Below are 24,775 nucleotides of genomic sequence, written 5' to 3' on the forward strand. Positions count from 1 at the left end.
TCCTGTCTCTAGAGGTGCCGACGCCGATGCGAGCGACACATAGGTTTACACACAAGCGAGCATTATAGGGCACTTGTCGCCCGCCGACAAGAACGCCACAAAATCAGAGGCAGAGCCCCACGACGACGCCCGCCGGCTGGTCCGCCTGGCCGAGCGCGGACGGGTAGCCCGTCTCCATGGCCTGGTAGAAGTAGTAGGCGTCGTCACCGGTGAACGTGTAGGGATACGAGGTGCGGTACCACCAGCTCGTCGGGGCGCCGCCGTACTCGAGCGCGAGCGCGCCCGACGAGTCCGAGAGGCAACTGACGCCCTTCTGGGCGAAGAGCGGGTACTGCTCCCCCTCGCCGGAGAGGAGCGCGTCGTAGACGGTGTAGTCGATGTAGTAGGTCCGCGCGCGGACCTGGTCGCCGTACTCGTTCGCAAAGAGGTCGATCGGCCCGCAGACCTCGGAGAGCGAGAAGAGCCACAGCGCGTCGTCGGTCTGCGTCACGGAGGCGGAGTCGGACGTGACGCCGACGTTGTTGGTCGACTTCGTGACCGTTCTCACCCGGGAGGCGAGCCCCTCGGGGAGGAGGTCGGCCCCCTCCGTGGCGAGCCACGAGCGAATCTGGCTCCCCTCCCAGCCGCCGGCGTTGGAGGCGGCGTCGTTCATCGGCTGGAGCGAGATCGGGGAGGTCATGAGCGTCAGCCCCGCCGTACCGGAGCCGTCCGCGAGCTGGTCGCAGCGTATCCCGACCACGGTGAGCGACGCCTGGCGGCCGTCAGAGAGCGGCAGCGGCCTCGTGTCCCCCACCGCGACGCCCCACTCGGCCGCGAGGGCCTCGCCCTCCTCGTCGGAGGGGGCGTCGGCGACCATCTGCGCGACCTCGGCGAGCTCGTCCCAGTCGTACTCCGAGAAGCGCTTCGGCTCGAGCTCCCGCTCCTCGGGCGCGGCGGCCGCCCCCGGGGTCGCCGTCATGACGTAGTGGAGCGCGAAGGCCCCGGCCGCGCACACGCACAGCGAGAGCAGGATCAGAAGAAACGTCAGGACCCCGCCGCCGCGTCCGCCCCGTCTGCCCATGCGACACCTCCGTTCGTCGGCCACCCATCATACAACACGCCGCCGGGGGCGCGAGGGACGGGCCGACGCGCTAGCGTCGCTTCCAGGACTGGGGGATCTTGAGGTCCTCGTAGACGCACACGGCGTAGCGGTCCGTCATGCCCGAGACGAAGTCCGCGACCTGCACCTCGGGCTTGTCGCCGTCATGCACGCGGTACTCGTCCGGCACCTCGTCGAGGTGGGTGACGAAGTGGTCGAAGAGCTCTCCGAGCATGGCGTAGGCCTTGGGCTCCTCCCACTTGGCGTCGCCGCGCGAGTAGAGGTTCTCGAAGAGGAACGCCCTGAGGGACATCATCGCGCGCCACACGTCGTCGGACATGCGCACGTCGCCGGTCTCGGCGCTGCTGGAGACGACGTCGTGCACCATCGTCTCGATGCGCTCCGAGGAGCTGCCGCCGAGGACGGCGCGCGGACCCTCGGGCAGGTCCTTCTCGGCGAGAAGCCCCGCGCGCTCCGCGTCGTCGATGTCGTGGCACACGTAGGCGATGCGGTCCGAGAGGGCCACGACCCTGCCCTCCAGCGTGGCGGCCCTCTGCGCCCCCGTATGGCAGCGTATCCCGTCGACGACCTCGCGCGAGAGGTTGAGGCCGCGCCCGTCGCGCTCCAGCAGCTCCACGATGCGGGCGCCCTGCTCGTTGTGGGCGAACTGCCGCCCCCGCCCGTCCGTGCCGCGATAGCGCGCGAGGGCGTTGGAGAGGGCGCGCTCCCCCACGTGCCCGAAGGGCGTGTGGCCGAGGTCGTGGGCGAGCGCGATCGCCTCGGTCAGGTCCTCGTTGAGGCCGAGGGGGCGCGCTATGGAGCGCGCGACCTGGGAGACCTCGAGGGTGTGGATCAGCCGGGTCCGGTAGTGGTCCCCCTCGGGGGCGAGAAACACCTGCGTCTTGTGGGCCAGGCGCCGGAAGCTCTTGCTGTGGAGGATGCGGTCCCGGTCGCACTGGAAGCAGGTCCTCAGGGCGTCCGGCTCCTCCGGCGTGCGCCGCCCGGCCGAGGCGTCGGCGAACGCGGCGTCCGGGGAGAGCCGCTCGTGCTCCGCCCGCTCCAGGTCGACGCGGCGTGTGACCCTCATGGCACCCTCCTCAGAACGTGCCTAAAAGGGGTCAGACCCCTTTTAGGCGAAAGGGGGAGGAAGCCCGAAGGCCCCCTCCCCCGTCAGCGACCGTGTCTCAGGACTCGGTTACTTGGCGACCTTGGCAGCGCCGCCGTTGGACGCGATCTTGGCCTGGGCGGCCGCGAGGCGCGCGATGGGCACGCGGTACGGCGAGCAGGACACGTAGTCCAGGCTGAGGTCGTAGTACATGTGGATGGACTCGGGGTCGCCGCCGGTCTCGCCGCAGACGCCGCAGACGATGTCCGGGTTGCCCTTGTGGCCGCCCTCGACGCCCATCTGGACGAGCTTGGCGACGCCCTTGTCGAGCGTGGCGAACGGGTTCGTCTTGACGATCTTCTTGTCGAGGTAGAGCGGCATGAACGCGGCCTCGACGTCGTCACGCGAGAAGCCCAGGCCCATCTGGGTCAGGTCGTTGGTGCCGAAGGAGAAGAAGTCGGCGTGCTTGGCGATATCCTCGGAGGTGATCGCCGCGCGCGGGATCTCGATCATGGTGCCGACCGGGATGTCGAGCTCGACGCCGTACTCCTCGGCCGTGGCCTTGACGTTCTCCTCGACGATCTCACGGACGAGCGCGAGCTCCTCCTCGAAGGCCACAAGCGGGATCATGATCTCGGGCTTGGGGTCGAGGCCCTGCTTCTTGAGCTCGGCGGTGGCGGAGGCGATGGCCTTCACCTGCATGACGTTGAGCTCGGGGTAGACGAGGCCCAGACGGCAGCCGCGGAGACCCAGCATCGGGTTGGCCTCCTGGAAGGAGTCCAGCTTGGCGAGAAGGGCCTTCTTCTCGGAGACGTCCTTGCCGGCGGCCTCCTCCTTGGCGATCTCGACGTCGAGGTCGCGCGGATCCTCGAGGAACTCGTGCAGGGGCGGGTCGAGCAGGCGCACGATGACGGGCATGCCGTCCATGGCCTTGAACATCTCGAGGAAGTCGCCCTTCTGGGCGGCGCCGAGCTTCTCGACCGCGTCGGCCTTGACGGCCTCGTCGTCGGCGAGGATGAAGTTCTGGATGAGCTGCTTGCGCTCGCCCAGGAACATGTGCTCGGTGCGGCACAGGCCGATGCCGGCGGCGCCGTTGTCCTTGGAGAGCTGGGCATCGGCCGGGTTGTCGGCGTTGGCGCGGACGCCGATCACGCGGCCGCGGTCGGCGTCGAGACGGACCTCGTCGGCCCAGTCGAGGATGGTCTGGAGGTCGCCGCCGAGCTCCGGACGGACGAGCGCGACCTCGCCGAGGATGACGTCACCGGTGGTGCCGTCGATGGAGATGACGTCGCCCTCGTGGAGGGTGATGTCGGTGCCGGCGACGGTGCAGACCTTGTTGACCGCGTCGATCTGGAGGGCGTCGACGCCGCAGACGCAGGGCGCGCCCATGCCGCGGGCGATGACGGCCGCGTGGGAGGTCTTGCCGCCGTGCGAGGTCAGGATGCCCTCGGCCGCGACCATGCCGTGCAGGTCGTCGGGCGTGGTCTCCCAGCGCACGAGGATGCAGGGCTTGCCGGCCTCGGCGTAGGCCTCGGCGTCAGCGGAGGAGAAGACGACCGCGCCCACTGCGGCGCCCGGGGAGGCGTTCAGGCCCTTGGCGATGACCTTGTAGTCGGCCTTGGGGTCGAACTGCGGGTGGAGGAGCTGGTCGAGCTGCTCGGGGGCAACGCGCATGACCGCCTCCTCCTTGGAGATGCGGCCCTCCTCGTACATCTGGATGGCGACCTTGAGGGCGGAGAGGGCGGTGCGCTTGCCCACGCGGGTCTGGAGCATCCAGAGCTTGCCCTGCTCGATGGTGAACTCGAGGTCCATCATGTCGGCGTAGTGGTCCTCGAGGATCTCGAAGACGTGGAAGAGCTCCTTGCCAGCCTCCTCGAGGCCCGGGACCTTGGGCAGGTCGGCGATCGGCTCGGTGTTGCGGATGCCGGCCACGACGTCCTCGCCCTGGGCGTTGACCAGGAAGTCGCCGTAGCGCTCGTTGGTGCCGTCAGCGGGGTTGCGCGTGAAGGCGACGCCGGTGGCGGAGGTGTTGCCCTTGTTGCCGAAGGCCATCACCTGGACGTTGACGGCGGTGCCCAGGTCGTCGGGAATCTTGTTCTGCTTGCGGTACAGGATGGCGCGGTCGGTGTTCCAGGAGCCGAAGACGGCCTGCTCGGCGAGACGGAGCTGGAGCAGCGGGTCGTGCGGGAAGGCCACCTTGCCGTCGACGACGACCTCGGGGTACTTCTCGGCGTCGACGTTGTCGACGAAGATCTGCTTGAAGGTGGCGACGAGGTCCTTGAGGTCGTCGGCGTCGAGCTCGGTGTCGAGCTTCACGCCCTTCTCGGCCTTCTTGGCGGAGATGGCGTCCTCGAACAGCTGCCCCGAGACGCCCATGACGACGTCGGAGAACATCTGGATGAAGCGACGGTAGGAGTCGTAGGCGAAGCGCGGGTTCTCGGTCTGCTTGGCGAGGCCCTGGACGGAGTCGTCGTTGAGGCCGAGGTTGAGGACCGTGTCCATCATGCCCGGCATGGAGAACGGGGCGCCGGAGCGCACCGAGACGAGCAGCGGGTCCTCGGAGTCGCCGAGCTTCTTGCCCATGCGCTCCTCGAGGTCCTTGCGGTACTCGTCGATCTCGTCGAGGACGCCCTCAGGCCAGACGTTGCCGGCGCTGGAGTAGGCGACGCAGGTCTGGCAGGTGATCGTGAATCCGGGAGGGACGGGAAGGCCGATGTTGGCCATCTCGGCAAGGTTGGCGCCCTTGCCACCCGTGATCCACTTGGCCTTGTCAACGGTGTCGCCCGCGACCTCGGTCACGTTGTTGCCGTTGGCGTCAAAGCCAAAGCGGTAGACGTGCTTTTCTGCCATGGTACTCCCTTGCTTTCTCTATGCCCGACGCCCCCGAAGGGGCGCACTTACGACGCGTTCATTGCATCCGTGGTAATCCTAGTCAGCGCCCGCTGAAAGCGCAAGGTCGAATTGGGCGACCGGACGCGGACGGCGGGGCGGACGCAAAGGGGGCGGCCGGAAACCCGGCCGCCCCCAGACGGGCGCGCTACTCTGACACGATCGGCTTGTCGTAGACCGCGCCGATCTCGCGGGTCGGCTCCTCTCCGGTGAGCGTGGAGATGACGGTCACCGCCGGGCCGAGCAGGTCGATCGAGGGGATGCCGCGGCGGTCGAGCTCGCGGCGGATCTCGCGGCGCAGCGTCCCGTTGGCGAAGGTGTGGAAGACCGCGCACGGGCGCTCGGGGTCGTAATGCTCGTCGAAGTAGGAGCGGACCGTGTCCACGTCCTTGACGTTGGAGAGGCGCTCGATGTCAACCGAGGCGTCGCCGAACTGGGCCGCAGCGGCCATGACGACGGTGTTGGCCGTCTCGCCTCGGGCGTCTGACAGCACGTAGATGAGGGGGACGACGTGTCCGAAGATGTCGTCGTCCAGATCAAGCTTGTTCATCTCGCATCCTCCCATGTCTCACGTGGCACTTCGGTCGAAACGCACCGAAAGCGTACCCTATTTCTTGCGGGAGAGCGCGCCGATGTCGGCGACGCCCACGAAGACCTCAACAAAGCGGTTGAGGAGGCGCAGGCGGTTCTCCCTTACCGCAGTATCCTCGTCCATGACAAGCACGTCGTCGAAGAATCGGTCGATGGGCGCTCTGAGTTCGGCAAGGGCGGTCAGCGCGGCGGCGTAGTCGTCCTTCTCGAGCGCCGCGCAGACGGCGGCCGAGCCCCGCTCGCAGGCCGCAAGCAGGCTCCGCTCGGCGTCGCCGAGAAGGGCCTCGTCCACGGCGGAGCCCAGGGAGGCGTCGGTCAGGTGGGCGGCGCGGGCGTAGGCGGTGGCGAGGTCGTCGAAGAGCTCCGGGCTCTGCGAGCGCGCATCCTCGAGGGCGTGCGCGCGGGCCATGAACTCGATCGGGTTGACGACGCCCACGGCCGAGACGGCCTCGATCGTGTCCGGGCGCAGCCCCTCGTCGCGCGCGATGGCCACGAGGCGCCCCTGGAAGAAGCGCGCGATCGCGGCGGAGACGGACGCGCGGTCGAACTCGAGCCCCTGGTCCGCGTAGGCGTCGAGCGCGAGGTCGATCAGGGACCGCAGGTCGCAGCCCGGCAGCGTGCGCAGCATCGCGATGACGCCGATGGCGGCGCGGCGCACGGCGTAGGGGTCGGAGGAGCCGGTGGGCGGCTCGTCGATCGCGAAGATGCCGCAGACGGTGTCCAGCTTGTCGGCGATGGCCACGCAGCGCCCGCAGGTGCCGCCCGGCAGCTCGTCGCCCGCGAAGCGCGGGCGGTAGTGCTCGCGGATCGCGGAGCAGACCTCGGGGGCCTCGCCGGCGGCCTGGGCGTAGTAGCCGCCCATCACGCCCTGCTGGTTGGTGAACTCGACGACGGCCTGGGAGACGAGGTCGGCCTTGGCCAGGTGCGCGGCGCGCGCGGCGGCCGCGACGCCAGCCTCGTCCTCCCCCGCCTGCTCGGCGACCGCGGCGGCCAGGCGCTCCATGCGCGCGACCTTCTGGAGCATCGTGCCGAGGCGCTCCTGGAACGTGACCGAGCCCAGGCGCTCCACGAACTCCTCCATCGGGCGCTTGAGGTCCTCCTCGTAGAAGAACTTGGCGTCGTCCAGGCGGGCGCGCACCACGCGCTCGTTGCCGGAGACCACGGTCGCCGAGACGCGCGGGTCGGCGTTGGAGACCACCACGAACTCGCGCGTCAGGTTGCCCTGGGCGTCGTAGACCGGGAAGTAGCGCTGGTTGGAGAGCATGGACTCGCAGATGATCTCGTGCGGGACCTCGAGGAAGGAGGCGTCGAAGGTGCCCACGAGGACCGTCGGCCACTCGCAGAGGTTCACGACCTCGTCGAAGATGCGCCGGGGGGTGTCCACGTGCGCCCCGTCGCGCTCCGCCTCGATCTTCTCGATGCCCGCGCGGATGACCTCGGCGCGGCGCTCGGCCGAGAGCACGAAGGCGCGCTCAAGGGTGGCCTCGTAGTCGGCGGGGCAGGCCACGACGTGCTCGCCGGGGGCCAGCACGCGGTGGCCGCGCGTGGTGTTGCCGGAGGTGACGTCGGCGTAGGTCACGGGGACCACGTCCGTGCCGAGAAGCGCGCAGATCCAGCGGATCGGCCGCACGAAGGTGGCGTGCTCGGAGCCCCAGCGCTGGCTGCGGTAGTTGGGCCACTGCAGGCCGCCGATCACGTCGGCGGAGAGCGCGGAGAGGATGGGGGCGGCGGGCTCGGAGGGGACGCTGCGCTCGGCGAAGACGTACTCGCTGCCGTCGGCGTCCACGCGGCGCACGAGGTCGGCGGCGTCGACGCCGCACTTGCGGGCGAAGCCGAGCGCGGCCTTGGTGGGCGCGCCGTCCGCGTCGAAGGCGATGCCGGCCTTGGGGCCGCGCTTGACCTCGTTGACCTCGTCGGTGGCCGTGGCCACGTCGGAGACCAGCGCGGCGAGGCGGCGCGGCGTGGAGATGACGCGCACCTCGCCGTGGGCGAGGCCGGCGGCGTCGAGCCCCTTGGCCACGAGGCCGCCGAGCTGCTGGGCGGCGTTCATGAGCGGCGCCGAGGGCATCTCCTCGGTGCCGATCTCGAGCAGGAAGTCACGGGTCTCGGCCATCTAGGCCACCTCCCCCTTCTTGGCGGTGTCGTCGGTCCTGCCGGCCACCTCCGCGAGATAGGACTCGCAGCAGAGCTTGGCGATCGTGCGGACGCGCAGGATGTAGTTGGCGCGCTCGGTGGCAGAGATGGCGCCGCGGGCGTCCAGCAGGTTGAAGGCGTGCGAGCACTTCATGACGCAGTCGTAGGCCGGAAGCGGGAGCCTTCGGTCCAGACAGGAGTGGCACTCGGCCTCGTAGTCGTCGAACTTCTGGCGCATCATCTCGACGTTGGCGACCTCGAAGTTGTACGTGGAGAACTCGCGCTCGTTCTCCTGGAAGACGTCGCCGTAGGTCATCGGCGTGCCGTCGGGCAGGTACGACCAGACGACGTCGTAGACGGAGTCGACGCCCTGGGCGTACATGGCGATGCGCTCCAGGCCGTAGGTGATCTCCACCGGGACCGGATCGCACTCGATGCCGCCGACCTGCTGGAAGTAGGTGTACTGGGTGACCTCCATGCCGTCCATCCAGACCTCCCAGCCAAGTCCCCAGGCGCCGAGGGTGGGGCTCTCCCAGTCGTCCTCGACGAAGCGGACGTCATGCTCGGCCGGGTCGAGCCCGATCGCGGCGAGCGAGCCCAGATAGAGCTCCTGGGAGTCCACCGGGCAGGGCTTGAGGATCACCTGGAACTGGTAGTAGTGCTGCATGCGGTTGGGATTCTCGCCGTAGCGCCCGTCCGCGGGCCGGCGGCACGGCTGCGGGTAGCAGGTGCGCCAGGGCGCGGGCCCCAGCGAGCGCAGCGTCGTGGCCGTGTGGAACGTGCCGGCGCCGACCTCGGAGTCGTAGGGCTGCATGACCGTGCACCCCTGGGCGGCCCAGTACCGCTCGAGCTCGAGGATCATGTCCTGGAAGGTCAGTTTCGTCTTGCCCATCGTCGTCCTTCTCTCGCCCCCGGGCGCGCCTAGAGCAGGCGCGCGTCGGAGAGTGGCCAGTAGATCAGAATGGCCCTCGATGTTACGTCATCGACGCTCACGGGGCCAAAGTAGCGCGAGTCCTTCGAGTTGGTGCGGTTGTCCCCCATGACCCAGACGGTCCCCTCGGGGACGACGTAGGGATAGGTTATCCCAGCGGAGCCGGAGAGGCCGGAGAGCGACTCGGTGGGCGCCCCGTCCACGTAGGGCTCCTCCAGCGTCTCCCCGTCGACCACGACCGAGCCGTTCACGAGGTCGATCGTCTGCCCGCCCGTGGCGATCACGCGCTTCACGAGCGTCTCGCCCTCGTCGAGCGGGCTGTCGAACGTGACGATGTCGCCGGGCTCGGGGTCGCGGAACGCCAGCGAGACGCGCTCGCCGAGCAGCAGGTCGCCGATGCCGATCGTGTCGAGCATGGAGCCCGAGGGGACGTAGTAGGCGCCCACCACGAACAGGCGGAGCAGGACCGCGAGCGCGGCCGTGAGCGCGAGCGTCCCGAGAAGCCAGGAGAAGCGCCCGCGCGCTCGGGGCTCCCCCCTGAAGTGGGCGGCCATGGGCTAGCTCCTCCCGTCGTCGGTCAGGGAACGGACGTAGGCGCGCTCCTCCTCGGAGAGCGGCGCGCCGTCGAGCAGGTCGGGCCGCCAGCGCGCGGTGCGCTCGAGCGCGCTCAGCCGGCGCCACCGTGCGACGCGGGCGTGGTCGCCGGACAGCAGCACCTCGGGCACGTCCATCCCCCGGTAGCTGGCCGGGCGGGTGTACTGGGCGTACTCGAGCAGGCCGGCGTCCGGCGAGAAGGACTCGTCGACGGCGCTCATCTCGTCGCCGAGGGCGCCGGGAAGGAGGCGCACGACGGAGTCGATCACCACGAGCGCCGCGAGCTCGCCGCCCGTGAGCACGTAGTCCCCCAGCGAGAAGACGTCGTCGGCGAGGGCGTAGACGCGCTCGTCCATGCCCTCGTAGCGCCCGCAGACGAGAAGGACCCGCTCCTCGCGGGCCAGGCGCTCGGCGGCGCGCTGGTCGTAGGGCGTCCCGCAGGGCGAGAAGAACACGACGTGCGGGCGCTCCCCGCGCGCGGCGAGGTCGTCGACCGCCTCGAAGACGGGCGCGGGCTTCATCAGCATGCCCTGCCCGCCGCCGAACGGGGCGTCGTCCACGGTCCGGTGGCGGTCGTGGGTCCAGTCGCGCAGGTTGTGGGCGACGAAGTCGAAGACGCCCGCGCGCCGCGCGCGCCCCATGATCGAGGCGTCGAGGTAGGGCGCGAAGACGTCGGGGATGACGGAGAGGGTCTCGAACAGCATGCGGCTCACTCCCACTCGAGCCCGGCGGGCACGCGCACGGGGATGGGGCCGTCCTCGGGGACGTCGGGCACGACCTCGTCCACGACGGGCAGGAGCAGCTCGCCGCGCGCGCCGCGCAGGACCCAGACGTCATTGGCCGGGCCGGTCATGACCTCAGCGATCCGGGCGGGCTCGCCGCTCTTCTCGTCGCGCACCTCGCGGCCCAGAAGGCGGTCGGGGTCGTGCCGGGCGAGGTCCGCCGGGAGGTCGGCCACGCGCGCGAGCAGGGTCCTGCCGACGAGGCGCTCGGCGGCGGAGAGGTCGTCCACGCCGCTCAGCGCGACGAGCGAGCCCGCGCGGCCGTCCGAGGCGCACGACAGGACGCGGTGCCAGCGGTCCCCACGCAGCTCGGGCGGCACCACGGCGACCTCGAGTCCCTCATGGACGAGCGGGGGAAGGCCGTGAACGGGAACCGTCACGACCTCCCCCCGCCTCCCGTGCGTCTTCTCGACACGGGCTATGCTCCTGAAGCGGTCTCGCATGCGCCCCTAGCCCACGACCTCGACCTCGACGGCCGTGCCGACGCGCTGCCCGAGCGCGCGGGCGAGGGTGCGGATCGCCTTGATGGTGCGGCCCTTGCGGCCGATCACGCGCCCGGCGTCCTCCTCCGAGCAACTCACCTCGATGAGCGCGCCCTCGTCGCCGTCCGTGACGTCGAGGGACACCGCAGTCTCGTCGTCGACGAGGCCGCAGACGATGTACTCGACGAGGTCGGCCACGCGGTCGGAGGGAAGCTCCTGCTCAGCGGCCTCGGCAAGGGAGCCATCGGTGGTCCCCATGGCGAGCACCTACTCGGCGTCCGACTCGGCCTCGGCCTCAGCGGCGGCAGCGGCCTTGGCGGCGGCCTTCTTGGAGAGCTTCGTCTTCTTCTCGACGATGGGCTGGCCGTTGCGGGCGACGTCGATCAGGTGGGAGACGGCGTTGGTGGGCTGGGCGCCCTTGGCGACCCACTCGTCGACCTTCTCGAGGTTGATGTCGATGGTCTTGGGGTTGGTCAGCGGGTTGTAGCGGCCGACCTCCTCGATGTAGCGGCCGTCGCGCGGCATGCGGCCGTCAGCGACGACGACGCGGTAGTACGGACGCTTCTTGGCACCGTGACGGGCCAGGCGAATCTTGACTGCCAATGAACACTCCTCCATACGTGCGGTGCGCGTGGTCGGTTGGGTTGGCCGCACCGCGTGGCCACAAAACGACATATCAGTTTACGACTCTTTGCGCCGGCCGCAAGGTGCAGTTTTTGTGAAAGGGGCCGGAGAGGCCCGGATGGGCGGGCGCGTTCAGGAGAAATTCAGCCCCGCTGGGTAGGATACCCCACGTGCCCGCACGAGACGGTCGTGCGACATAAGGGAAGGAACGCTCCATGAACATCCTCGTTGTCGAAGACGAACGCAACCTCGCGGACGCGATCGTGCGCATCGTCTCTGACGCCTCCTGCCACGCCGAGGCCGCCTACGACGGCCGCTCGGGCCTGCGCGCCGCGCTCACCGGCTCCTTCGACGCGGTCGTGCTCGACGTCATGCTGCCGGGGATGGACGGGTGCGAGGTCGTCCACGAGATGCGCCGCCAGGGCGTCTCGACCCCCGTGCTCCTGCTCACCGCGCGCACCTCGACGGCCGACAAGGTCGAGGGGCTCGACGCCGGCGCCGACGACTACATGACCAAGCCGTTCGAGGCCGACGAGCTGCTCGCCCGCCTGCGCGCGCTCACGCGCCGGCGCGGCGACGTCATGCTCGACGACGTCACCTTCGCCGACGTGACGCTCGACCTCGCCACGCACGACCTGTCCTGCGGCGACGAGACGGTCCATCTGTCCGGCAAGGAGTTCGAGGTCATGCGGATCCTGATGAGCTCGAGCCCGCGCGTCGTCTCCAAGCAGGACCTGCTCGCGCGCGTCTGGGGCGACACCGACGCCTCCGAGAACTCCGTCGAGGCCTACGTGTCCTTCCTGCGCAAGAAGCTCGCGCACATCGGCTCGTCGGTCCAGATCACCACGCTCCGGATGCTCGGGTACCGCCTCGAGGCCTTCGACGCCTAGGGCGCGCGCATGCTCGCCCGGCTGCGCAGGGAGTTCATCGCGATCACGATGCTGCTCGTGGGCCTCGTGCTGCTCGGGGTCCTCGGCGCGGTCTTCGTGGGCAACGCGCTCACGCTGCACGCGGTGACCGCGCGGATCCTCGACCGGGCGATCGAGGGCGACATCACCTCGGCCCAGATCGGCGACACGACGGGCGAGCAGAGCGCCGAGGTCATGCTCGCCGTGGTGGTGGAGATCGCCCCGGACGGGACCGCGCTCGCCGTGAGCGGGTCTCCGGTCTCCATCCCCGCCGACACCCTCGACGACGTGGTGGCGGAGGTGCTCGCCTCCCCCGCCGATGCCGGGGAGTGCGCGGACTACCCCATCTCCTGGCGGCGCGCGGCGACGCCCTACGGCTGGCGGCTCGCCCTCGTGGACACCTACTCGCGCGACGCCGCGCTGCGCTCGCAGGCGCTGAACGGCCTCGTCGTGTTTCTCGTCTCGATGGGCGTCCTCTTCCTGGTCTCCTACGTGCTCTCAGGCTGGGCCCTGCGCCCCGTCGAGCGCGCCTGGGAGCAGCAGCGCCGCTTCGTCTCGGACGCCTCGCACGAGCTCAAGACGCCGCTCGCGGTCATTCTCGCCAACACGCAGATCTTGGAGCGGGAGCACCGCGTCGACGAGGAGTCCCTGCGCTGGGTTAAGAGCACGCGCGAGGAGGCCTCCCACATGAAGAGCCTCGTCGAGGACCTGCTCACCCTCGCCCGGGCCGACGAGGGGGCCGGCTCGGGCGGCTCCGGCGACGGCGCGCCGAAGGAGACGGTCGACCTGAGCGCGCTCGTCTCGGGGTGCTGCCTCGAGTTCGACGCCGTGGCGTTCGAGCGGGGCTGCTCAATCCGCCCCGAGCTCCTCCCCGGCGTCACGGCACGCGTCCGCCCGGACGACTACCGGCGCGTGGTCAGGACGCTGCTGGACAACGCGACCAAGTACGCCCGCGCGGGCACCGCCGTGAGCGTGCGCCTGGACCGCGACGGCCGGCGCTCGAGGCTCGTGGTCGCCAACCTCGGCGACGTCATCTCCCCCGCTGAGCTCGAGCACCTCTTCGATCGCTTCTACCGCACCGACCGGGCGCGCGAGCGCTCCGCCGAGGGCGGCTTCGGCCTTGGCCTTGCCATCGCGAAGGCGCTGGTCGAGGGCGCCGGCGGCACGATCTCGGCCACCTCGGGCGAGCGCGAGGGCACCACCTTCACCGTCCTCCTCTGATGCCTAAAAGGGGTCAGACCCCTTTTAGGCAACTTTTCTAGAAGTCGTCCTTGTTCATGGGGGCCGTGTCCGTGGTCGCGTCGACGAATCGCAGGTCGCGCCCGTAGCGGACCGCGCCCTCCCCGTAGCGCTCGCGCAGGGCGTCGGCCACGCGGCCAATCGCGCCGAGGTCGCGGCCCGGGCGCGCGGGGGCGCCGGCGCCGGCCTCGTCGAAGAGCGTGAGCTGCTCCTCCCCGGCGTCGAAGCCGGAGACGGCGACCCCCACCAGCCGCACGGCGAGCCCCTCGTGCCACGCCTCGCCCAGCAGGGCCACCGCGAGGTCGCCGATCGTGCGGCCGTCGTCGGTCTCGCGCGCGAGGGCGCGCTGCGCGGTCCGCGCGTGGCTCACGTCGAACTTGAGCTTGAGGGTGACGGTCCGCCCCTTGAGCCCCTTGCGGCGCAGGCGGTGCGCGACCATCTCCGAGACGTGCCTGACCGCCGCCTCGAGCTCCTCGCGGTCGACGAGGTCGCGCGCGAAGGTGCGCTCGTTCGAGACGGACTTGGCGCGCTCCGTGGCCGCCGCCTCCGCGACGCGCCCGCGCTCGGCGCCCGCAGCGCGCAGCGCCATCCGGGGGCCGTTCACGCCGAAGGTATCCTCCAGCTCGCGGACGTCGGCCCGCGCGAGCTCGCCCAGGGTCCGCACGCCCATCTCGTGCAGGCGCGCCTCCGTCGCGGGGCCGACGCCGCTCATGGCCCCGACGGGCAGCGGGGCGAGAAACGCCGCCTCGGTCCCCGGGGGCACCACAGTGAGCCCGCGGGGCTTCTCGCGCTCCGAGGCAATCTTCGCGACGGTCTTGTTGACGCCGATGCCGATCGAGCACGTGACGCCAAGCTCGGCGACGCGCCGCTGCACGCGGCGGCAGATCTCCACGGGGCTCTCGTGCGAGAAGCGCCCGGGCGTCACGTCGAAGAAGGCCTCATCGATCGAGACCTGCTCGACGAGCGGCGTCTCGTCGACGAGGATCGCCATCACGGCGGCGCTCATCTCGCGGTAGCGGTCGAAGTGCCCGTGGGTCCATATCGCCCGCGGGCAGAGCCGCCGCGCAGTCGCTGCGGGCATGGCCGAGTGCACGCCGTAGCGGCGCGCCTCGTAGGACGCCGTCGAGACCACGCCGCGCCGCTCCGCTGAGCCGCCGACGATCACCGGCTTCCCGCGCCACTCCGGATGGTCGAGCTGCTCCACCGAGGCGAAGAACGCGTCGAGGTCGAGCAGGCCCACCGCCGGGCCCTCCCAGGCGAGCAGGTCGAGCGCAGGCGTCAGGCTGTCGTTCTTCTCGTCCATGTCCCCAGTATAGGTTGCCTAAAAGGGGTCAGACCCCTTTTAGGCAAGGTCAAGGGGGACGCGGGGGGCGTCGCCCCAGAGCGTCTCGAGCCGGTAGAAGTCGCGCGCCTCCTGGCGGAAGACGTGCACCACCACCGAGCCGTAGTCGACGAGCACCCACGAGAGGCCCTCCCGGCCCTCGCTCGAGATCGGGGACAGCCCGCAGTTGGCGCTCACCTTCTCCCGGACCTCGTCGACGATGGCGTCGACCTTGCGGGGGTTGTCCGCGGAGCAGATCAGGAAGTAGTCGCAGACGTCGGTCTTCTCGGTGAGATCGAGAAGGACGACGTCGTCGGCCTTCTTCGAGTCCGCCGCGAGGGCGGCGACCTTGGCGAGCTCGAGCGGGGTTACGGACATGTGGTTCTCCTTCTGTGCAGGCGTGGGTCAGGCGTGCGCGCGGCCGGCGCGGCGCGCGGCGAGGGCGTTGTAGACGCCGATGGTACCCGGGTAGAGGTATCGGCCGCCCTCGAGGACGTACACGATGCCCCCGACGAACGACTCCCAGAATATGTCGTCGAGCGGGACCCTGCCGACGAGCGAGCGGGACCGCTTGATCCCGGGCGACGCGGGGCGCAGGGGCTCGATGCCGTCGGCGACGAAGAGCACCTCGTCGAGCGGGCACATGTCGGCGGAGGCGGAGGTGTGGACCGCGACGGCGTGCCACACCGACGGCGGCAGCTCCGGGTAGCGCTCGGGCAGGACGCGCGCGGCGATCATGCCGTGGAGCACGGAGTGCACGAGCTCCAGCTCGACGCCGAGGTCGATCCCGAGCTCGCGGGCGTGGGCGAGCTGGTCGGAGACGGACGAGGCCTTCTCCCAGTCGTGCAGCAGGCCAGCCGCGCGGGCGAGGAAGGGGTCCACGCCGTAGGTGACGGCGAGCCGCTCGGCGGTGGCCGCCACCGAGAGCGAGTGCGCGAGACGCCGGGGCTTGCCGGCCAGGTGCTCGGAGACGTCCGTCGTGATCCGGGCGAGAAGGACCTGCTGCTCGGGGGTGTAGCTGACCTCCGGCCGCCCGACGAGGCCGTCCTTCTCGCGCAGCTTGGCCTTGCCGCCGGCCTTGGCCTTGGGCTTCTCGGCGCCCTTCTCCTTGGCCTTCCCCTTCTTCCCCATCAGTCCACCACCTCGCGCGTCTGGCCGTAGCGGCTGCGCGGCGCCCCGTAGAGGCCGTGCTTGTGGAGGTAGCCCGTCACCTGGTCGGGCGTCAGGTAGCGCAGGCTCTGCCCGGCGGCCACGCGCTCGCGCAGGTAGCTGGAGGAGATCGCGAGCGCGGGGACCGAGAGGTACGTCACGTCGAACTCGAGCCCGGAGGCGGCGATCGCGTCCCAGGCGCGGTCAAGGTCGTAGCCGGGGCGCGTCGCGGCCACCAGGTGCGCCAGGCGCGCGATGTCGGCGGCGTCGCGCCAGGAGACGATCTCGGTGATCGCGTCGGCGCCGGTGATGAAGTAGAACTCGACGTTGTCTGGGTAGAGCTCGCGGAGCAGCCGCAGCGTGTCGGCCGTGTAGGTGACCCCCGCGCGGTCGATCTCGAAGCGCGAGGCGACGAAGTGGGGGTTGTCGGCGGTCGCGAGCAGCGTCATCGCGAAGCGCTCCTCGCCCGAGGTGACGCGCTTGTTCTGCTTGAACGCGGGGCGGCCCGCCGGCATGAAGACCACGAGGTCGAGCCCGAGGTCGTCGAAGGCCTGCTCGGCGGCGACGAGGTGGCCGTTGTGGATGGGGTCGAAGGTGCCGCCCATGATGCCGAGGCGGTAGCGGCGCGACGCGTCGGCCCCCAGGACCGGCAGGTCGCTCTCCCTGAGACGGGCGACATCGACGCTCATCGCACCTGCCCGTCCCCGCGCGCGAGCCACTTGGTCGTGGTGAGGGCGGAGGCGCCCATGGGGCCGCGGGCGTGGAGCTTCTGGGTCGAGATGCCGATCTCGGCGCCGAGCCCGAAGACCCCGCCGTCCGTGAACCGCGTCGAGGCGTTGGCGTAGACCACGGCGGCGTCCACGCCGGCGAGAAACGCCTCGCAGGCCTCGTAGGAGTCGGCCACGATGGCCTCGGAGTGACCCGTCCCGTAGCGGTTGACGTGCGCGACGGCCTCCTCGACGCCGTCCACGACGTGGCAGCTGATCTCCAGCGCGAGGTACTCCCGGCCCCAGTCGTCCTCGGTCGCGGGGGCGAGGTGCGCGGCGACCAGCCCGGCGTCGCCCTCCCCCACGCCGGAGGCGGCCGCGAGCGTCTCGGCGTCGCCGTGGACGAGCACGCCCGCGCGCGCGAGCTCGACGAGCATGGCGGGGAGGAACGCCCCGGCGACCGCCCGGTCGACGAGCAGCGACTCGGCGGCGTTGCAGACGCCGACGCGCTGGGTCTTGGCGTTCATGACGATGGCCCGCGCACGGTCGAGGTCGGCGGAGGCGTGGACGTAGACGTGGCAGTTGCCGGTGCCCGTCTCGATGACGGGAACCTTGGCGCCCTCGACGCACGCGCGGATCAGCGCCGCGCCGCCGCGCGGGATCAGCACGTCCACGAGGCCGGTCGCCTCGAGGAGCTCGGCGGTCTGGGTGTGGGCCGCGTCATCGTCGACGTACTGGAGGGCGTCGGCGGGAAGGCCGGCGTCCTCGAGCGCCGCGCGGCAGAGCGCCACGATGGCCAGGCACGACTCGCGCGCCGCCGAGCCGCCCTTGAGGACGCAGGCGTTGCCGGAGCGCACGCACAGCCCGAAGGCGTCCGCCGTGACGTTGGGGCGCGCCTCGTAGATCATCGCCACCACGCCGAGCGGCACCGTGACCTGCTCGATGCGCAGGCCGCTGGCAAGCGTGGAGCCCCCGACCACCCGGCCGAGCGGGTCGGCCTGGCGGGCGATCTCCTCGAGGGAGTCCGCGATCGCGCCCACGCGCGCCTCGTCGAGCATGAGGCGGTCCTGGAGCGCGACGCTCATGCCCGCCGCGCGGGCCCGCTCGAGGTCGCGGCGGTTGGCCTCGACGACCGCGCCGGCCCCCTCGCGGATGCGGCTCGCGGCGCACTCGAGCGCGAGCTCGCGGGCGGACCTGGGGGCGCGGGCGAGCAGCGGGGCGCTGCCTCGCGCGAGCCTTGCCTTGTCTCTGGCCTCGGACATGGTGCTCTCCTTCCTGAAAGCCTTCCTAGAAGACGAGAAGATCGTCTCGGTGCACGGCGGGGCGCGCGCGGTCCGCGCCGAGGAAGCGGGCGATGACGTCGAGCTTGACCCCCCGGACGCGCATCATGTCCTCCGAGGAGTAGCGGGCGATGCCGCGCCCGATCACGTCCCCGGAGGCCGCGCGCACGTTCACGACGTCGCCCGCCTCGTAGGTGCCGCTCGAGGAGACGACGCCGACGGGCAGGATGGACGCCCCGCGCTCGAGCACGGCGCGGCTCGCGCCCTCGTCGAGCGTGATCGTGCCCCGGGGCACCTCGGCGAGGCCGATCCAGAGCTTGCGCCCGCCCTCGTGGGGCAGGCCGGCGGGGGGCTCGAAGCGCGTGCCCACGCTCGCGCCGCGCACGACGTCGACGAGGACGCGCTCGCGCCGCCCCCGGCAGATGACCGTGGGGATGCCGGCGGCGAGCATCGCGCGGGCGGCCCTCAGCTTGGAGGACATGCCGCCGGTGCCGAACGACGTCCCCGCGCCGCCCGCCCGCGCGCTCAGCTCGTGGTCGACCTCCTCGACGCGCTCGATGAGCGTCGCCGTGGGGTCCTCCTGGGGATTCGCGGTGTAGAGGCCCTCGACGTCGGAGCAGATGACGTAGAGCTCGGCCCCGACGAGGGCCGAGACCAGGGCGCCGAGCATGTCGTTGTCGCCGAAGGCGAACTCGGCGGTCGAGAGGGTGTCGTTCTCGTTCACGACGGGGACCGCGCCGAGCTCGAGCAGGCGCGCGAGGGTCGTGCGCGCGTTGAGGAAGGCGTCGCGGTCCATGACGTCGCGCCGGGTGAGCAGGACCTGGCCGCAGGGGACGCCGCGCTCGGCGAGCACGTCCGCGTAGGCCTGCGTGAGGCGCGCCTGGCCCGCCGAGGCGCAGGCCTGCAGCGACGCCATGTCGCTCGGACGCTCGGAGAAGCCGAGGACCTCGCGGCCGGCGGCGACGGCGCCGGAGGAGACGAGCACGACGCGGGTGCCGCCGTCGACGAGCTCGCACACCTGCTCGCAGAGGTCCCGCACGAAGTCGCGGTCGATCGCGCCCGTCGCGTCGACGAGCGTGGACGAGCCGACCTTGATGACGGCGAGCGACGGGCGGGCCACCTACTCCTCCCCCTCCTCGGCGACGAGCGACTCCTCGGCCTCGCCGAGCTCGTCGAAGTCGGGCGCGGCGTCGGCGCCCTCGAAGGTGAAGGCGAGCTCGAGGATGCGGACCTCGTCGCCGTTGACCGCGCCGGCCTTGGCGAGGGCGTCGTCGAGGCCGCACCGGTCGAAGCGGTGCTGGAGGTAGGCCACGGCCTCGTCGTTCTCCCAGTCGGTCTGGATGACCATGCGCTCGATCTGCGGGCCGCTGACGCGCCAGGCGTGGCGCTCCTCGCGCGTGACGCGCATGCTGCGGTCGCGGCGCTGGCGCTCCCGCTCCCAGCGCTCCGAGAGGTCGACGACCGGGCCGGTCGCGGCGGCCTCGGACCTCAGGCGGGCGACCTCGGCGGCGCAGCTGGAGACGAGCGCGTCGAGCCCGGCGCCCGTCGCGGCGGACACGGCGAAGAACGCGCGCCCGTCCGCCTCGGCGGCGGCGCAGAGCCGCTCCACGGCCTCCTCGGTCCCCGGCAGGTCGCACTTGTTGGCGACGACGACCTGGGGGCGCTCGGCGAGCTCGGCGGCGTAGGCGGCGAGCTCCTCGTTGATGGTGCGGTAGTCCTCGACGACGTCGCGGCCCTCGTAGCCGCCCGTGGCGTCGACGACGTGGAGGATGAGCGCCGTGCGCTCGATGTGGCGCAGGAACTGGTGGCCGAGCCCGCGCCCCTCGCTCGCGCCCTCGATGAGGCCGGGGACGTCGGCCGCGACGAACGACTGGCCGTTCGCGGCGCGCGCGACGCCCAGGTTGGGGACCAGCGTGGTGAACGGGTAGTCGGCGATCTTGGGGCGCGCCGCGCTGATGCGGGCGATGATGGAGCTCTTGCCCACCGACGGCATCCCCACGAGGGCGGCGTCGGCCATGAGCTTCATCTCGAGCTCGATCCAGTGCTCGCGGGCCGGCTCGCCCTTCTCGGCGAAGGCCGGGGCGCGCCGCACGGAGGTGACGAAGTGGATGTTGCCGCGCCCGCCCGCGCCGCCCGGGGCCACGACCACGCGCTCGCCGGGGCTGGTGAGGTCGGCGATGGCGTAGAGGGGCTCCTGCGTCGCGGGGTCGAGCTCCCGGACGACGGTGCCCACCGGGACGCGCAGGACGAGGTCGGCCCCGTCGCGGCCGTGACGGCGCGCGCCCTGGCCGTGCGTGCCGCGCTCGGCGCGGAAGTGGTGCTTGTAGCGGTAGTCGATGAGCGACGAGAGCTGGGGGTCCGCCTCGACCACCACGTCGCCGCCCTTGCCGCCGTCGCCGCCGTCGGGGCCGCCCTTGGGGACGAACGCCTCGCGCCTGAACGACATGCAGCCCGCGCCGCCGTCGCCGCCGCGCACGTTGATGTGGGAAAGATCGGTGAACGTGTTCTCCACGTGGGTCTCCTTTGTCCGGCTCCCATGGTACATCGAACCAGAACGTGCCTAAAAGGGGTCAGACCCCTTTTAGGCAAAAAGAGCCCCGGTCCGAGGACCGAGGCCCGAGTCGAACTGTGTGGGGCGCGCCTACGCCTCGCGCACGTGCACGCGGTGCTTGACGCCCTTGGTGAACTCGACGGTGCCGGCGGTGAGGGCGAACAGGGTGTCGTCCTTGCCGATGCCGACGTTGTCGCCGGGGTGGATGTGGGTGCCGCGCTGACGGACGAGGATCTCGCCGGCCTTCACGGTCTGGCCGCCGTAGCGCTTGGTGCCGAGGCGCTGGGCGTTGGAGTCACGGCCGTTGCGGGACGAGCCGAGGCCTTTCTTGTGAGCCATGGTATGACCTGCCTTCTCTAGAGCGAAAAACGAGAGCTACGCGGGGATCTCAACGACCTTGATCTTCGTCAGGTTCTGACGGTGGCCGTTGGCGCGGTGATAGCGCTTGCGCTTCTTGAGCTTGAAGACGAGGACCTTCTCGCCCTTGAACTGCTCGACGACCTCGGCGGTGACGGTCTTGCCCTCGAGGGGAGCAGAGCCAACGACGGTCTTGGTGCCGTCGTTCACGAGAAGGACGGGCAGCTCGACCTTGTCGCCAGGCTGCGCGTCGAGCTTCTCGACGTCGATGACGTCACCCTCGGCAACCTTATACTGCTTGCCACCAGTTGCTACGATTGCGTACATGTGCGAAACCCTTCATTGCTGGCTGAATGCAACAGTTGCTTATATTACAAGCAGCGCCTCGGCTCGTCAACAAAAAGTTGCCGTGACCTGCGGATACCGTAAGGGAAAAGACGGCAGCGCGGGCCGCGCCCAGACGATGCGACCTTGCTCAGGATAAAGGTGTCGCGCCCGGCTGGCACAAGGCGTCGAAAGGTTCCACAAGACGCCCATCTTCCTCGTGCCACTGGCCCGTGCGCCGCACGCTGACCGATGCCGGCTCGGAAAGCCCCGCCTCCCGGAGCGCGGCGGTGAGAAGAACGCTCGGGCGCAGCGCCGCAGACGCCGCCGTGCGCGTCTCGAGCGTGAGGCGCACGCCGTCCGCGCCCTCCCCCACGGAGAGCCCCACGAGGGTCGCGGAGAGGTCGACGCGCTTCTCCCGCTCCCCGCGCAGGTAGGTGAGCTCGCCCCTGGAGCGCAGGCGCCCCAGCGCGTCGGCCAGATCGGCGGCCGAGAAGGACGCGCCCGAGCAGACGACCTCCCACGACGCGCGGTCGAGCCACGCCTCGAGCGCCGGCAGGCGCCCGGCGACGTAGGCGGCGCGCGTCGGGGCGAGGGCGGGCGGGGTCGCCGCGCGCAGGCGCTCGAGGGCCTCGGCCTCCCCGACGGGCTCGTCGAGCCGCAGGTCGTAGTACTCGCACGACGAGCTCGCGCCGACCGGCAGCGCGCCGGAGAACTGCACGCGCATGCGCCGGGCGAAGCCGTTGCCGATCGAGAAAGGCAGCGCCGCGCGGCGCACGCAGCGCTCGATGGTGGCGATGAGGTCGAGGTGGCCGAGGTAGGCCAGGCGGCTGTCCTTGACGTACTCCACGCGCAGCCGCGCGAGGTCGGCCTTCACCGGAAGGTCCTGCGGGCGCGCGCCGCAGGGCTGGGGCTGGGGGCGGCTCACGACCTCACCCCCTGGATGACGTTGCGAACGCCGAGCGCGGGGCACACCCCGCACCCGGTGCAGCTCTCACGCGTGCAGTCGGGCGTCGTGACGCCCTCGGTCGCCCGCAGCCACTCGCGCTGCAGGTAGCCCTTGTCGACCCCCGGCGAGGTGTGGTCCCACGGCAGCCGCGCGGAGAGCGGGAAGCCCTCACAGGCGACGTCGACGAGGTCGAGCCCGCACGCGTGGGCGGCCTCCTGCCAGAGGTCGAAGCGAAACTCGCTCGTCCAGGCGTCGAAGCGGCAGCCGAGCTCCCAGGCCCGCCGCACGAGCGCGAAGCCGGCGCGCCCCATCTTGGAGAGCGCCCCCTCGACGAGCGAGACGTCGGCGTCGTGGTAGGAGACGCGAATCGCCTGGTCGCGCACCTCGTGGAGCAGCAGCTGCTGGCGGCGCCGAACCTCGTCCGGGTCGAGCTGGCCGACCCACTGGAAGGCGGTGTAGGCCTTGGGCACGAGGACGGCCACCGAGATGGAGACCGAGACGCCGCTCTTGCGCCCGCGCCCCACGACCTCGCGGCCGATCTCGAGCACGCGCTCGGCGAGCCGCGCGATGCCCACCACGTCCTCGTCGGTCTCGGCGGGAAGTCCCATCATGAAGTAGAGCTTCATCCGGCGCCAGCCGGCCTCGTAGGCGTTTCTCGCGGCGCGCTCGATGTCGTCCTCGGTCACGTTCTTGTTGATGACGTCGCGCAGCCGCTGGCTGCCGGCCTCGGGCGCGAAGGTGAGGCCGCCCCGCCGCGCGCCGGCCACGGCGGCGGCCATCTCTACGCCGAAGGAGTCGAGGCGCTGCGAGGGGATCGAGACGCGCACGCCCCTGCCCGCGAGCCGCCCGTTCAGGCCGCCCAGGATCTCCGCGCACTGGGAGTGGTCCGTCGTGGAGAGCGAGGAGAGCGAGATCTCGTTGTGCCCGCTCGCGAGAAGCCCCTCCGCCCCGCAGTCCACAACCTGCTCGGCCGGGCGCTCGCGGACCGGGCGGTACGTCATGCCCGCCTGGCAGAAGCGGCAGCCGCGCGCGCAGCCACGCAGCACCTCGAGCGAGAGGCGGTCCTGGACGATCCCCGCGTACGGGACGATGCGCTGGGCCATCGCCTCCGTCGCGGCGAGGTCAGGGACGCAGCGCTTGAGCACGACCTCGGGGGCGTCCTCCCCCGCGCGCGGCACGGCGTAGCCCCAGCGCGTGGAGGTCTCGTCGACGCGCACCTCGTAGAGCGAGGGGACGTAGGTGCCGGGGACCCTGGCGAGGCGGCGCAGCAGCTCCGCGCGCGGCACGCCCTCGGCGCGCGCGTCGCGGATGCACGCGCAGGCCTCGACGATCGACTCCTCGCCGTCACCGAGCAGCACCGCGTCGAAGACCTCCGCGAGCGGCTCGCAGTTCCAGGCCGAGGGCCCGCCCGCGAGCACGATCGGGTCGTCCTCGTCGCGCTCGGCGGAGGTGAGCGCGACGCCGGCCAAGTCGAGCGTCTCGAGGACGTTCGTGGCGATGAGCTCGTGCGCGAGCGTGAAGCCGATCGCGTCGAAGGAGGCGAGCGGCGCCGCGCCCTCGAGCGAGAGCAGCGGCACGCCCTTCTCGCGCATGAGGCCCGCCATGTCCTTCCACGGCAGGTAGCAGCGCTCGCAGCTCATGCCCTCCTGGGCGTTCACCTGATTGTAGAGGATCGCCATGCCGAGGTTGGGCTGGCCGACCTCGTAGACGTCCGCGTAGACCATGCAGAGGTGGAAGGGGCCGTCCTGCTCCTCGCAGGCGCCCCACTCGTGGTCGAGGTAGCGGGCCGGGTGCTCCACGTGCGCGAGCAGCGGCTCGATCAGATGGAAGAGGTTCTCGCGCCGCGCCCTCATGCCGGATCGCCCCCGATCGTGACGTAGCCGTCCCCCTCGTCGCCCCGTGTGTCGAGAAGGACCTGCGGCCGCAGGTCCCCCTCCGTCGCGCCCGCAGGGCCGCCGGGACGGTCGGCGGCCTCGAACCTCAGGCGCAGGGCCGTGCCGGTCGCGAGGGTGCCCGCGTAGGCGACGCCCGCGCGCAGCGGCACCCCGAGCCCCGGCAGGGCGCCGAGCAGGGCCCGTGCGACGGAGCGCCAGCCGAGCGCGGCGCCGGTCACCCCGAGCAGCTCGGCGGCGCGGGCCGGCTCGAGCGGCCGGCCGTACGCGGCGGCAACGTCCAGGGCGAGCCGGAGCTGGTTGGCGGTCATCACCGGCAGGTCGGAGCCGGGGATGAGCCGCACGGCGCCCACGGCGGCGTTCTCGAGCGCGCAGCGGGAGACGAGCGCGTCGACGACCGCGCGGCGGCAAAAGCGGAAGTTGGCGGCGAGCGCGAGGGGCTTGTCCGTGACGGAGGCGAGCCACGCCGCGAGCTTGTCGCCCAGCGCCTCCGTGCTCGAGGCGGCCACGACGTCGACCGACGCGGCGCCAAGCTCGTCCGGGGCCAGGCGCGGCGCCTCGAGCAGGCCCTCGACCACGAGCGCGACGGGCGCCCCCGCGCGGGCGTGGGCGAGCAGGGGCTCCCGGGGCGAGTCGGGCCCCACGAGCGCCAGCACGGCGTCCGGCGCCTCCGGCCCCGGCGCGGCCCCGGCGAGCGGGAGCACCTCCACCACGGCCCCCGGGCGCTCCGGGACGAGGGCGTCCCTCACGGCGCACGTGAGCTCGCGCGGACACGCCGGGTCCACGAGCACGCGCACGAGCACGCGCTCGTCCCGCCCGCGCGAGGCGGCGCGCGCAAAGCCCGCGACCTCCGCGACCCTTCCGACCGACCAGACCCTGTGTGCCACGT

The 24,775-nt window shown here is 71.4% G+C and carries 25 protein-coding genes; 2 read left to right on the plus strand and 23 right to left on the minus strand.

What is annotated here, in order from left to right; genetic code table 11:
* Positions 1 to 103 precede the first annotated feature (103 nt).
* The 11 genes from H6A07_RS00100 to rpsP all read right to left on the minus strand — a co-directional run bounded on the left by H6A07_RS00100 (position 104) and on the right by rpsP (position 11,188).
* Complete coding sequence (locus H6A07_RS00100) at positions 104 to 1,060, minus strand: DUF6273 domain-containing protein (RefSeq protein WP_204812155.1); 957 nt, start codon at positions 1,058 to 1,060, stop codon at positions 104 to 106.
* Between the two features lie 70 nt (positions 1,061 to 1,130).
* On the minus strand, positions 1,131 to 2,165 hold the full coding sequence (locus H6A07_RS00105; protein ID WP_204812157.1) for a deoxyguanosinetriphosphate triphosphohydrolase: 1,035 nt from the start codon (positions 2,163 to 2,165) through the stop codon (positions 1,131 to 1,133).
* A 108-nt stretch (positions 2,166 to 2,273) separates the two neighbouring features.
* Positions 2,274 to 5,033, minus strand: coding sequence for a pyruvate, phosphate dikinase (gene ppdK / locus H6A07_RS00110; protein ID WP_204812159.1), 2,760 nt, complete (start codon positions 5,031 to 5,033; stop codon positions 2,274 to 2,276).
* Between the two features lie 187 nt (positions 5,034 to 5,220).
* A complete protein-coding gene (locus H6A07_RS00115; protein WP_204812161.1) occupies positions 5,221 to 5,622 on the minus strand; it encodes a kinase/pyrophosphorylase in 402 nt (133 codons plus the stop codon).
* A gap of 57 nt (positions 5,623 to 5,679) precedes the next feature.
* A complete protein-coding gene (gene glyS, locus H6A07_RS00120; protein WP_204812163.1) occupies positions 5,680 to 7,776 on the minus strand; it encodes a glycine--tRNA ligase subunit beta in 2,097 nt (698 codons plus the stop codon).
* Positions 7,777 to 8,688 carry a glycine--tRNA ligase subunit alpha gene (locus tag H6A07_RS00125; RefSeq protein ID WP_204812165.1) on the minus strand — a complete coding sequence of 304 codons (912 nt, stop codon included), beginning with the start codon at positions 8,686 to 8,688 and terminating at the stop codon, positions 7,777 to 7,779.
* 29 nt (positions 8,689 to 8,717) lie between these two features.
* Positions 8,718 to 9,281: a signal peptidase I gene (gene lepB / locus H6A07_RS00130; RefSeq protein ID WP_204812168.1), complete on the minus strand. Its 564-nt coding sequence runs from the start codon at positions 9,279 to 9,281 to the stop codon at positions 8,718 to 8,720.
* Positions 9,282 to 9,284: 3 nt separating this feature from the next.
* Entirely contained in the window at positions 9,285 to 10,025 is a 741-nt protein-coding gene (gene trmD / locus H6A07_RS00135) for a tRNA (guanosine(37)-N1)-methyltransferase TrmD (protein WP_204812170.1), read from the minus strand.
* Positions 10,026 to 10,030: 5 nt separating this feature from the next.
* Complete coding sequence (locus H6A07_RS00140) at positions 10,031 to 10,546, minus strand: 16S rRNA processing protein RimM (protein WP_204812172.1); 516 nt, start codon at positions 10,544 to 10,546, stop codon at positions 10,031 to 10,033.
* 6 nt (positions 10,547 to 10,552) lie between these two features.
* On the minus strand, positions 10,553 to 10,843 hold the full coding sequence (locus tag H6A07_RS00145) for a KH domain-containing protein (protein WP_204812175.1): 291 nt from the start codon (positions 10,841 to 10,843) through the stop codon (positions 10,553 to 10,555).
* 9 nt (positions 10,844 to 10,852) lie between these two features.
* A complete protein-coding gene (gene rpsP / locus H6A07_RS00150) occupies positions 10,853 to 11,188 on the minus strand; it encodes a 30S ribosomal protein S16 (protein WP_204812177.1) in 336 nt (111 codons plus the stop codon).
* A gap of 236 nt (positions 11,189 to 11,424) precedes the next feature.
* Here rpsP and H6A07_RS00155 point away from each other — a divergent pair, with 236 nt between their 5' ends.
* A complete protein-coding gene (locus H6A07_RS00155; RefSeq protein ID WP_204812179.1) occupies positions 11,425 to 12,099 on the plus strand; it encodes a response regulator transcription factor in 675 nt (224 codons plus the stop codon).
* 9 nt (positions 12,100 to 12,108) lie between these two features.
* On the plus strand, positions 12,109 to 13,338 hold the full coding sequence (locus H6A07_RS00160; RefSeq protein ID WP_204812181.1) for a sensor histidine kinase: 1,230 nt from the start codon (positions 12,109 to 12,111) through the stop codon (positions 13,336 to 13,338).
* 37 nt (positions 13,339 to 13,375) lie between these two features.
* Here the strand turns inward: H6A07_RS00160 and dinB are convergent, their stop codons facing one another.
* From dinB to H6A07_RS00220, 12 genes are all read right to left on the minus strand, one after another.
* Entirely contained in the window at positions 13,376 to 14,659 is a 1,284-nt protein-coding gene (gene dinB / locus H6A07_RS00165) for a DNA polymerase IV (protein WP_204812188.1), read from the minus strand.
* A gap of 39 nt (positions 14,660 to 14,698) precedes the next feature.
* Positions 14,699 to 15,055 (minus strand): ribosome silencing factor, encoded by a 357-nt coding sequence (rsfS, locus tag H6A07_RS00170; RefSeq protein ID WP_204812201.1) that lies wholly within the window; start codon positions 15,053 to 15,055, stop codon positions 14,699 to 14,701.
* A 27-nt stretch (positions 15,056 to 15,082) separates the two neighbouring features.
* The gene (locus H6A07_RS00175; protein ID WP_204812203.1) at positions 15,083 to 15,808 is read right to left on the minus strand and encodes an HD domain-containing protein; all 726 of its coding nucleotides are present in this window, start codon (positions 15,806 to 15,808) and stop codon (positions 15,083 to 15,085) included.
* Positions 15,808 to 16,515 (minus strand): nicotinate-nucleotide adenylyltransferase, encoded by a 708-nt coding sequence (gene nadD, locus H6A07_RS00180; protein WP_204812205.1) that lies wholly within the window; start codon positions 16,513 to 16,515, stop codon positions 15,808 to 15,810. Before nadD ends, H6A07_RS00175 begins: the two co-directional genes overlap by 1 nt.
* Entirely contained in the window at positions 16,512 to 17,795 is a 1,284-nt protein-coding gene (locus H6A07_RS00185; RefSeq protein WP_204812207.1) for a glutamate-5-semialdehyde dehydrogenase, read from the minus strand. Before H6A07_RS00185 ends, nadD begins: the two co-directional genes overlap by 4 nt.
* A 25-nt stretch (positions 17,796 to 17,820) precedes the next feature.
* Entirely contained in the window at positions 17,821 to 18,933 is a 1,113-nt protein-coding gene (proB, locus tag H6A07_RS00190) for a glutamate 5-kinase (protein WP_204812209.1), read from the minus strand.
* Complete coding sequence (gene obgE, locus H6A07_RS00195; RefSeq protein WP_239470964.1) at positions 18,934 to 20,259, minus strand: GTPase ObgE; 1,326 nt, start codon at positions 20,257 to 20,259, stop codon at positions 18,934 to 18,936.
* A gap of 195 nt (positions 20,260 to 20,454) precedes the next feature.
* The gene (gene rpmA, locus H6A07_RS00200) at positions 20,455 to 20,703 is read right to left on the minus strand and encodes a 50S ribosomal protein L27 (protein WP_087315127.1); all 249 of its coding nucleotides are present in this window, start codon (positions 20,701 to 20,703) and stop codon (positions 20,455 to 20,457) included.
* A gap of 36 nt (positions 20,704 to 20,739) precedes the next feature.
* Positions 20,740 to 21,048, minus strand: a complete 309-nt coding sequence (gene rplU, locus H6A07_RS00205; RefSeq protein WP_204812213.1) for a 50S ribosomal protein L21 — start codon at positions 21,046 to 21,048, stop codon at positions 20,740 to 20,742.
* A gap of 148 nt (positions 21,049 to 21,196) precedes the next feature.
* A complete protein-coding gene (locus H6A07_RS00210) occupies positions 21,197 to 21,973 on the minus strand; it encodes a TIGR03936 family radical SAM-associated protein (RefSeq protein ID WP_204812215.1) in 777 nt (258 codons plus the stop codon).
* Positions 21,970 to 23,847: a TIGR03960 family B12-binding radical SAM protein gene (locus tag H6A07_RS00215; RefSeq protein ID WP_204812217.1), complete on the minus strand. Its 1,878-nt coding sequence runs from the start codon at positions 23,845 to 23,847 to the stop codon at positions 21,970 to 21,972. The genes H6A07_RS00210 and H6A07_RS00215 overlap by 4 nt, the downstream gene beginning before the upstream one ends.
* Positions 23,844 to 24,773, minus strand: coding sequence for a hypothetical protein (locus tag H6A07_RS00220; RefSeq protein ID WP_204812219.1), 930 nt, complete (start codon positions 24,771 to 24,773; stop codon positions 23,844 to 23,846). The genes H6A07_RS00215 and H6A07_RS00220 overlap by 4 nt, the downstream gene beginning before the upstream one ends.
* Positions 24,774 to 24,775: the final 2 nt, after the last annotated feature.

The organism is Olsenella uli, from assembly GCF_016899935.1.
In the GTDB taxonomy this organism is placed as follows: Bacteria; Actinomycetota; Coriobacteriia; order Coriobacteriales; family Atopobiaceae; genus Thermophilibacter; species Thermophilibacter uli_B.

Excerpts from the sequence above, each read along its gene's own strand:
- H6A07_RS00100 (WP_204812155.1), bottom strand. The coding sequence starts at position 1,060 with ATGGGCAGACGGGGCGGACGCGGCGGCGGGGTCCTGACGTTTCTTCTG.
- H6A07_RS00105 (WP_204812157.1), bottom strand. The coding sequence starts at position 2,165 with ATGAGGGTCACACGCCGCGTCGACCTGGAGCGGGCGGAGCACGAGCGG.
- ppdK (WP_204812159.1), bottom strand. The coding sequence starts at position 5,033 with ATGGCAGAAAAGCACGTCTACCGCTTTGGCTTTGACGCCAACGGCAAC.
- H6A07_RS00115 (WP_204812161.1), bottom strand. The coding sequence starts at position 5,622 with ATGAACAAGCTTGATCTGGACGACGACATCTTCGGACACGTCGTCCCC.
- glyS (WP_204812163.1), bottom strand. The coding sequence starts at position 7,776 with ATGGCCGAGACCCGTGACTTCCTGCTCGAGATCGGCACCGAGGAGATG.
- H6A07_RS00125 (WP_204812165.1), bottom strand. The coding sequence starts at position 8,688 with ATGGGCAAGACGAAACTGACCTTCCAGGACATGATCCTCGAGCTCGAG.
- lepB (WP_204812168.1), bottom strand. The coding sequence starts at position 9,281 with ATGGCCGCCCACTTCAGGGGGGAGCCCCGAGCGCGCGGGCGCTTCTCC.
- trmD (WP_204812170.1), bottom strand. The coding sequence starts at position 10,025 with ATGCTGTTCGAGACCCTCTCCGTCATCCCCGACGTCTTCGCGCCCTAC.
- H6A07_RS00140 (WP_204812172.1), bottom strand. The coding sequence starts at position 10,546 with ATGCGAGACCGCTTCAGGAGCATAGCCCGTGTCGAGAAGACGCACGGG.
- H6A07_RS00145 (WP_204812175.1), bottom strand. The coding sequence starts at position 10,843 with ATGGGGACCACCGATGGCTCCCTTGCCGAGGCCGCTGAGCAGGAGCTT.
- H6A07_RS00155 (WP_204812179.1), top strand. The coding sequence starts at position 11,425 with ATGAACATCCTCGTTGTCGAAGACGAACGCAACCTCGCGGACGCGATC.
- H6A07_RS00160 (WP_204812181.1), top strand. The coding sequence starts at position 12,109 with ATGCTCGCCCGGCTGCGCAGGGAGTTCATCGCGATCACGATGCTGCTC.
- dinB (WP_204812188.1), bottom strand. The coding sequence starts at position 14,659 with ATGGACGAGAAGAACGACAGCCTGACGCCTGCGCTCGACCTGCTCGCC.
- rsfS (WP_204812201.1), bottom strand. The coding sequence starts at position 15,055 with ATGTCCGTAACCCCGCTCGAGCTCGCCAAGGTCGCCGCCCTCGCGGCG.
- H6A07_RS00175 (WP_204812203.1), bottom strand. The coding sequence starts at position 15,808 with ATGGGGAAGAAGGGGAAGGCCAAGGAGAAGGGCGCCGAGAAGCCCAAG.
- nadD (WP_204812205.1), bottom strand. The coding sequence starts at position 16,515 with ATGAGCGTCGATGTCGCCCGTCTCAGGGAGAGCGACCTGCCGGTCCTG.
- H6A07_RS00185 (WP_204812207.1), bottom strand. The coding sequence starts at position 17,795 with ATGTCCGAGGCCAGAGACAAGGCAAGGCTCGCGCGAGGCAGCGCCCCG.
- obgE (WP_239470964.1), bottom strand. The coding sequence starts at position 20,259 with ATGTCGTTCAGGCGCGAGGCGTTCGTCCCCAAGGGCGGCCCCGACGGC.
- rpmA (WP_087315127.1), bottom strand. The coding sequence starts at position 20,703 with ATGGCTCACAAGAAAGGCCTCGGCTCGTCCCGCAACGGCCGTGACTCC.
- rplU (WP_204812213.1), bottom strand. The coding sequence starts at position 21,048 with ATGTACGCAATCGTAGCAACTGGTGGCAAGCAGTATAAGGTTGCCGAG.
- H6A07_RS00215 (WP_204812217.1), bottom strand. The coding sequence starts at position 23,847 with ATGAGGGCGCGGCGCGAGAACCTCTTCCATCTGATCGAGCCGCTGCTC.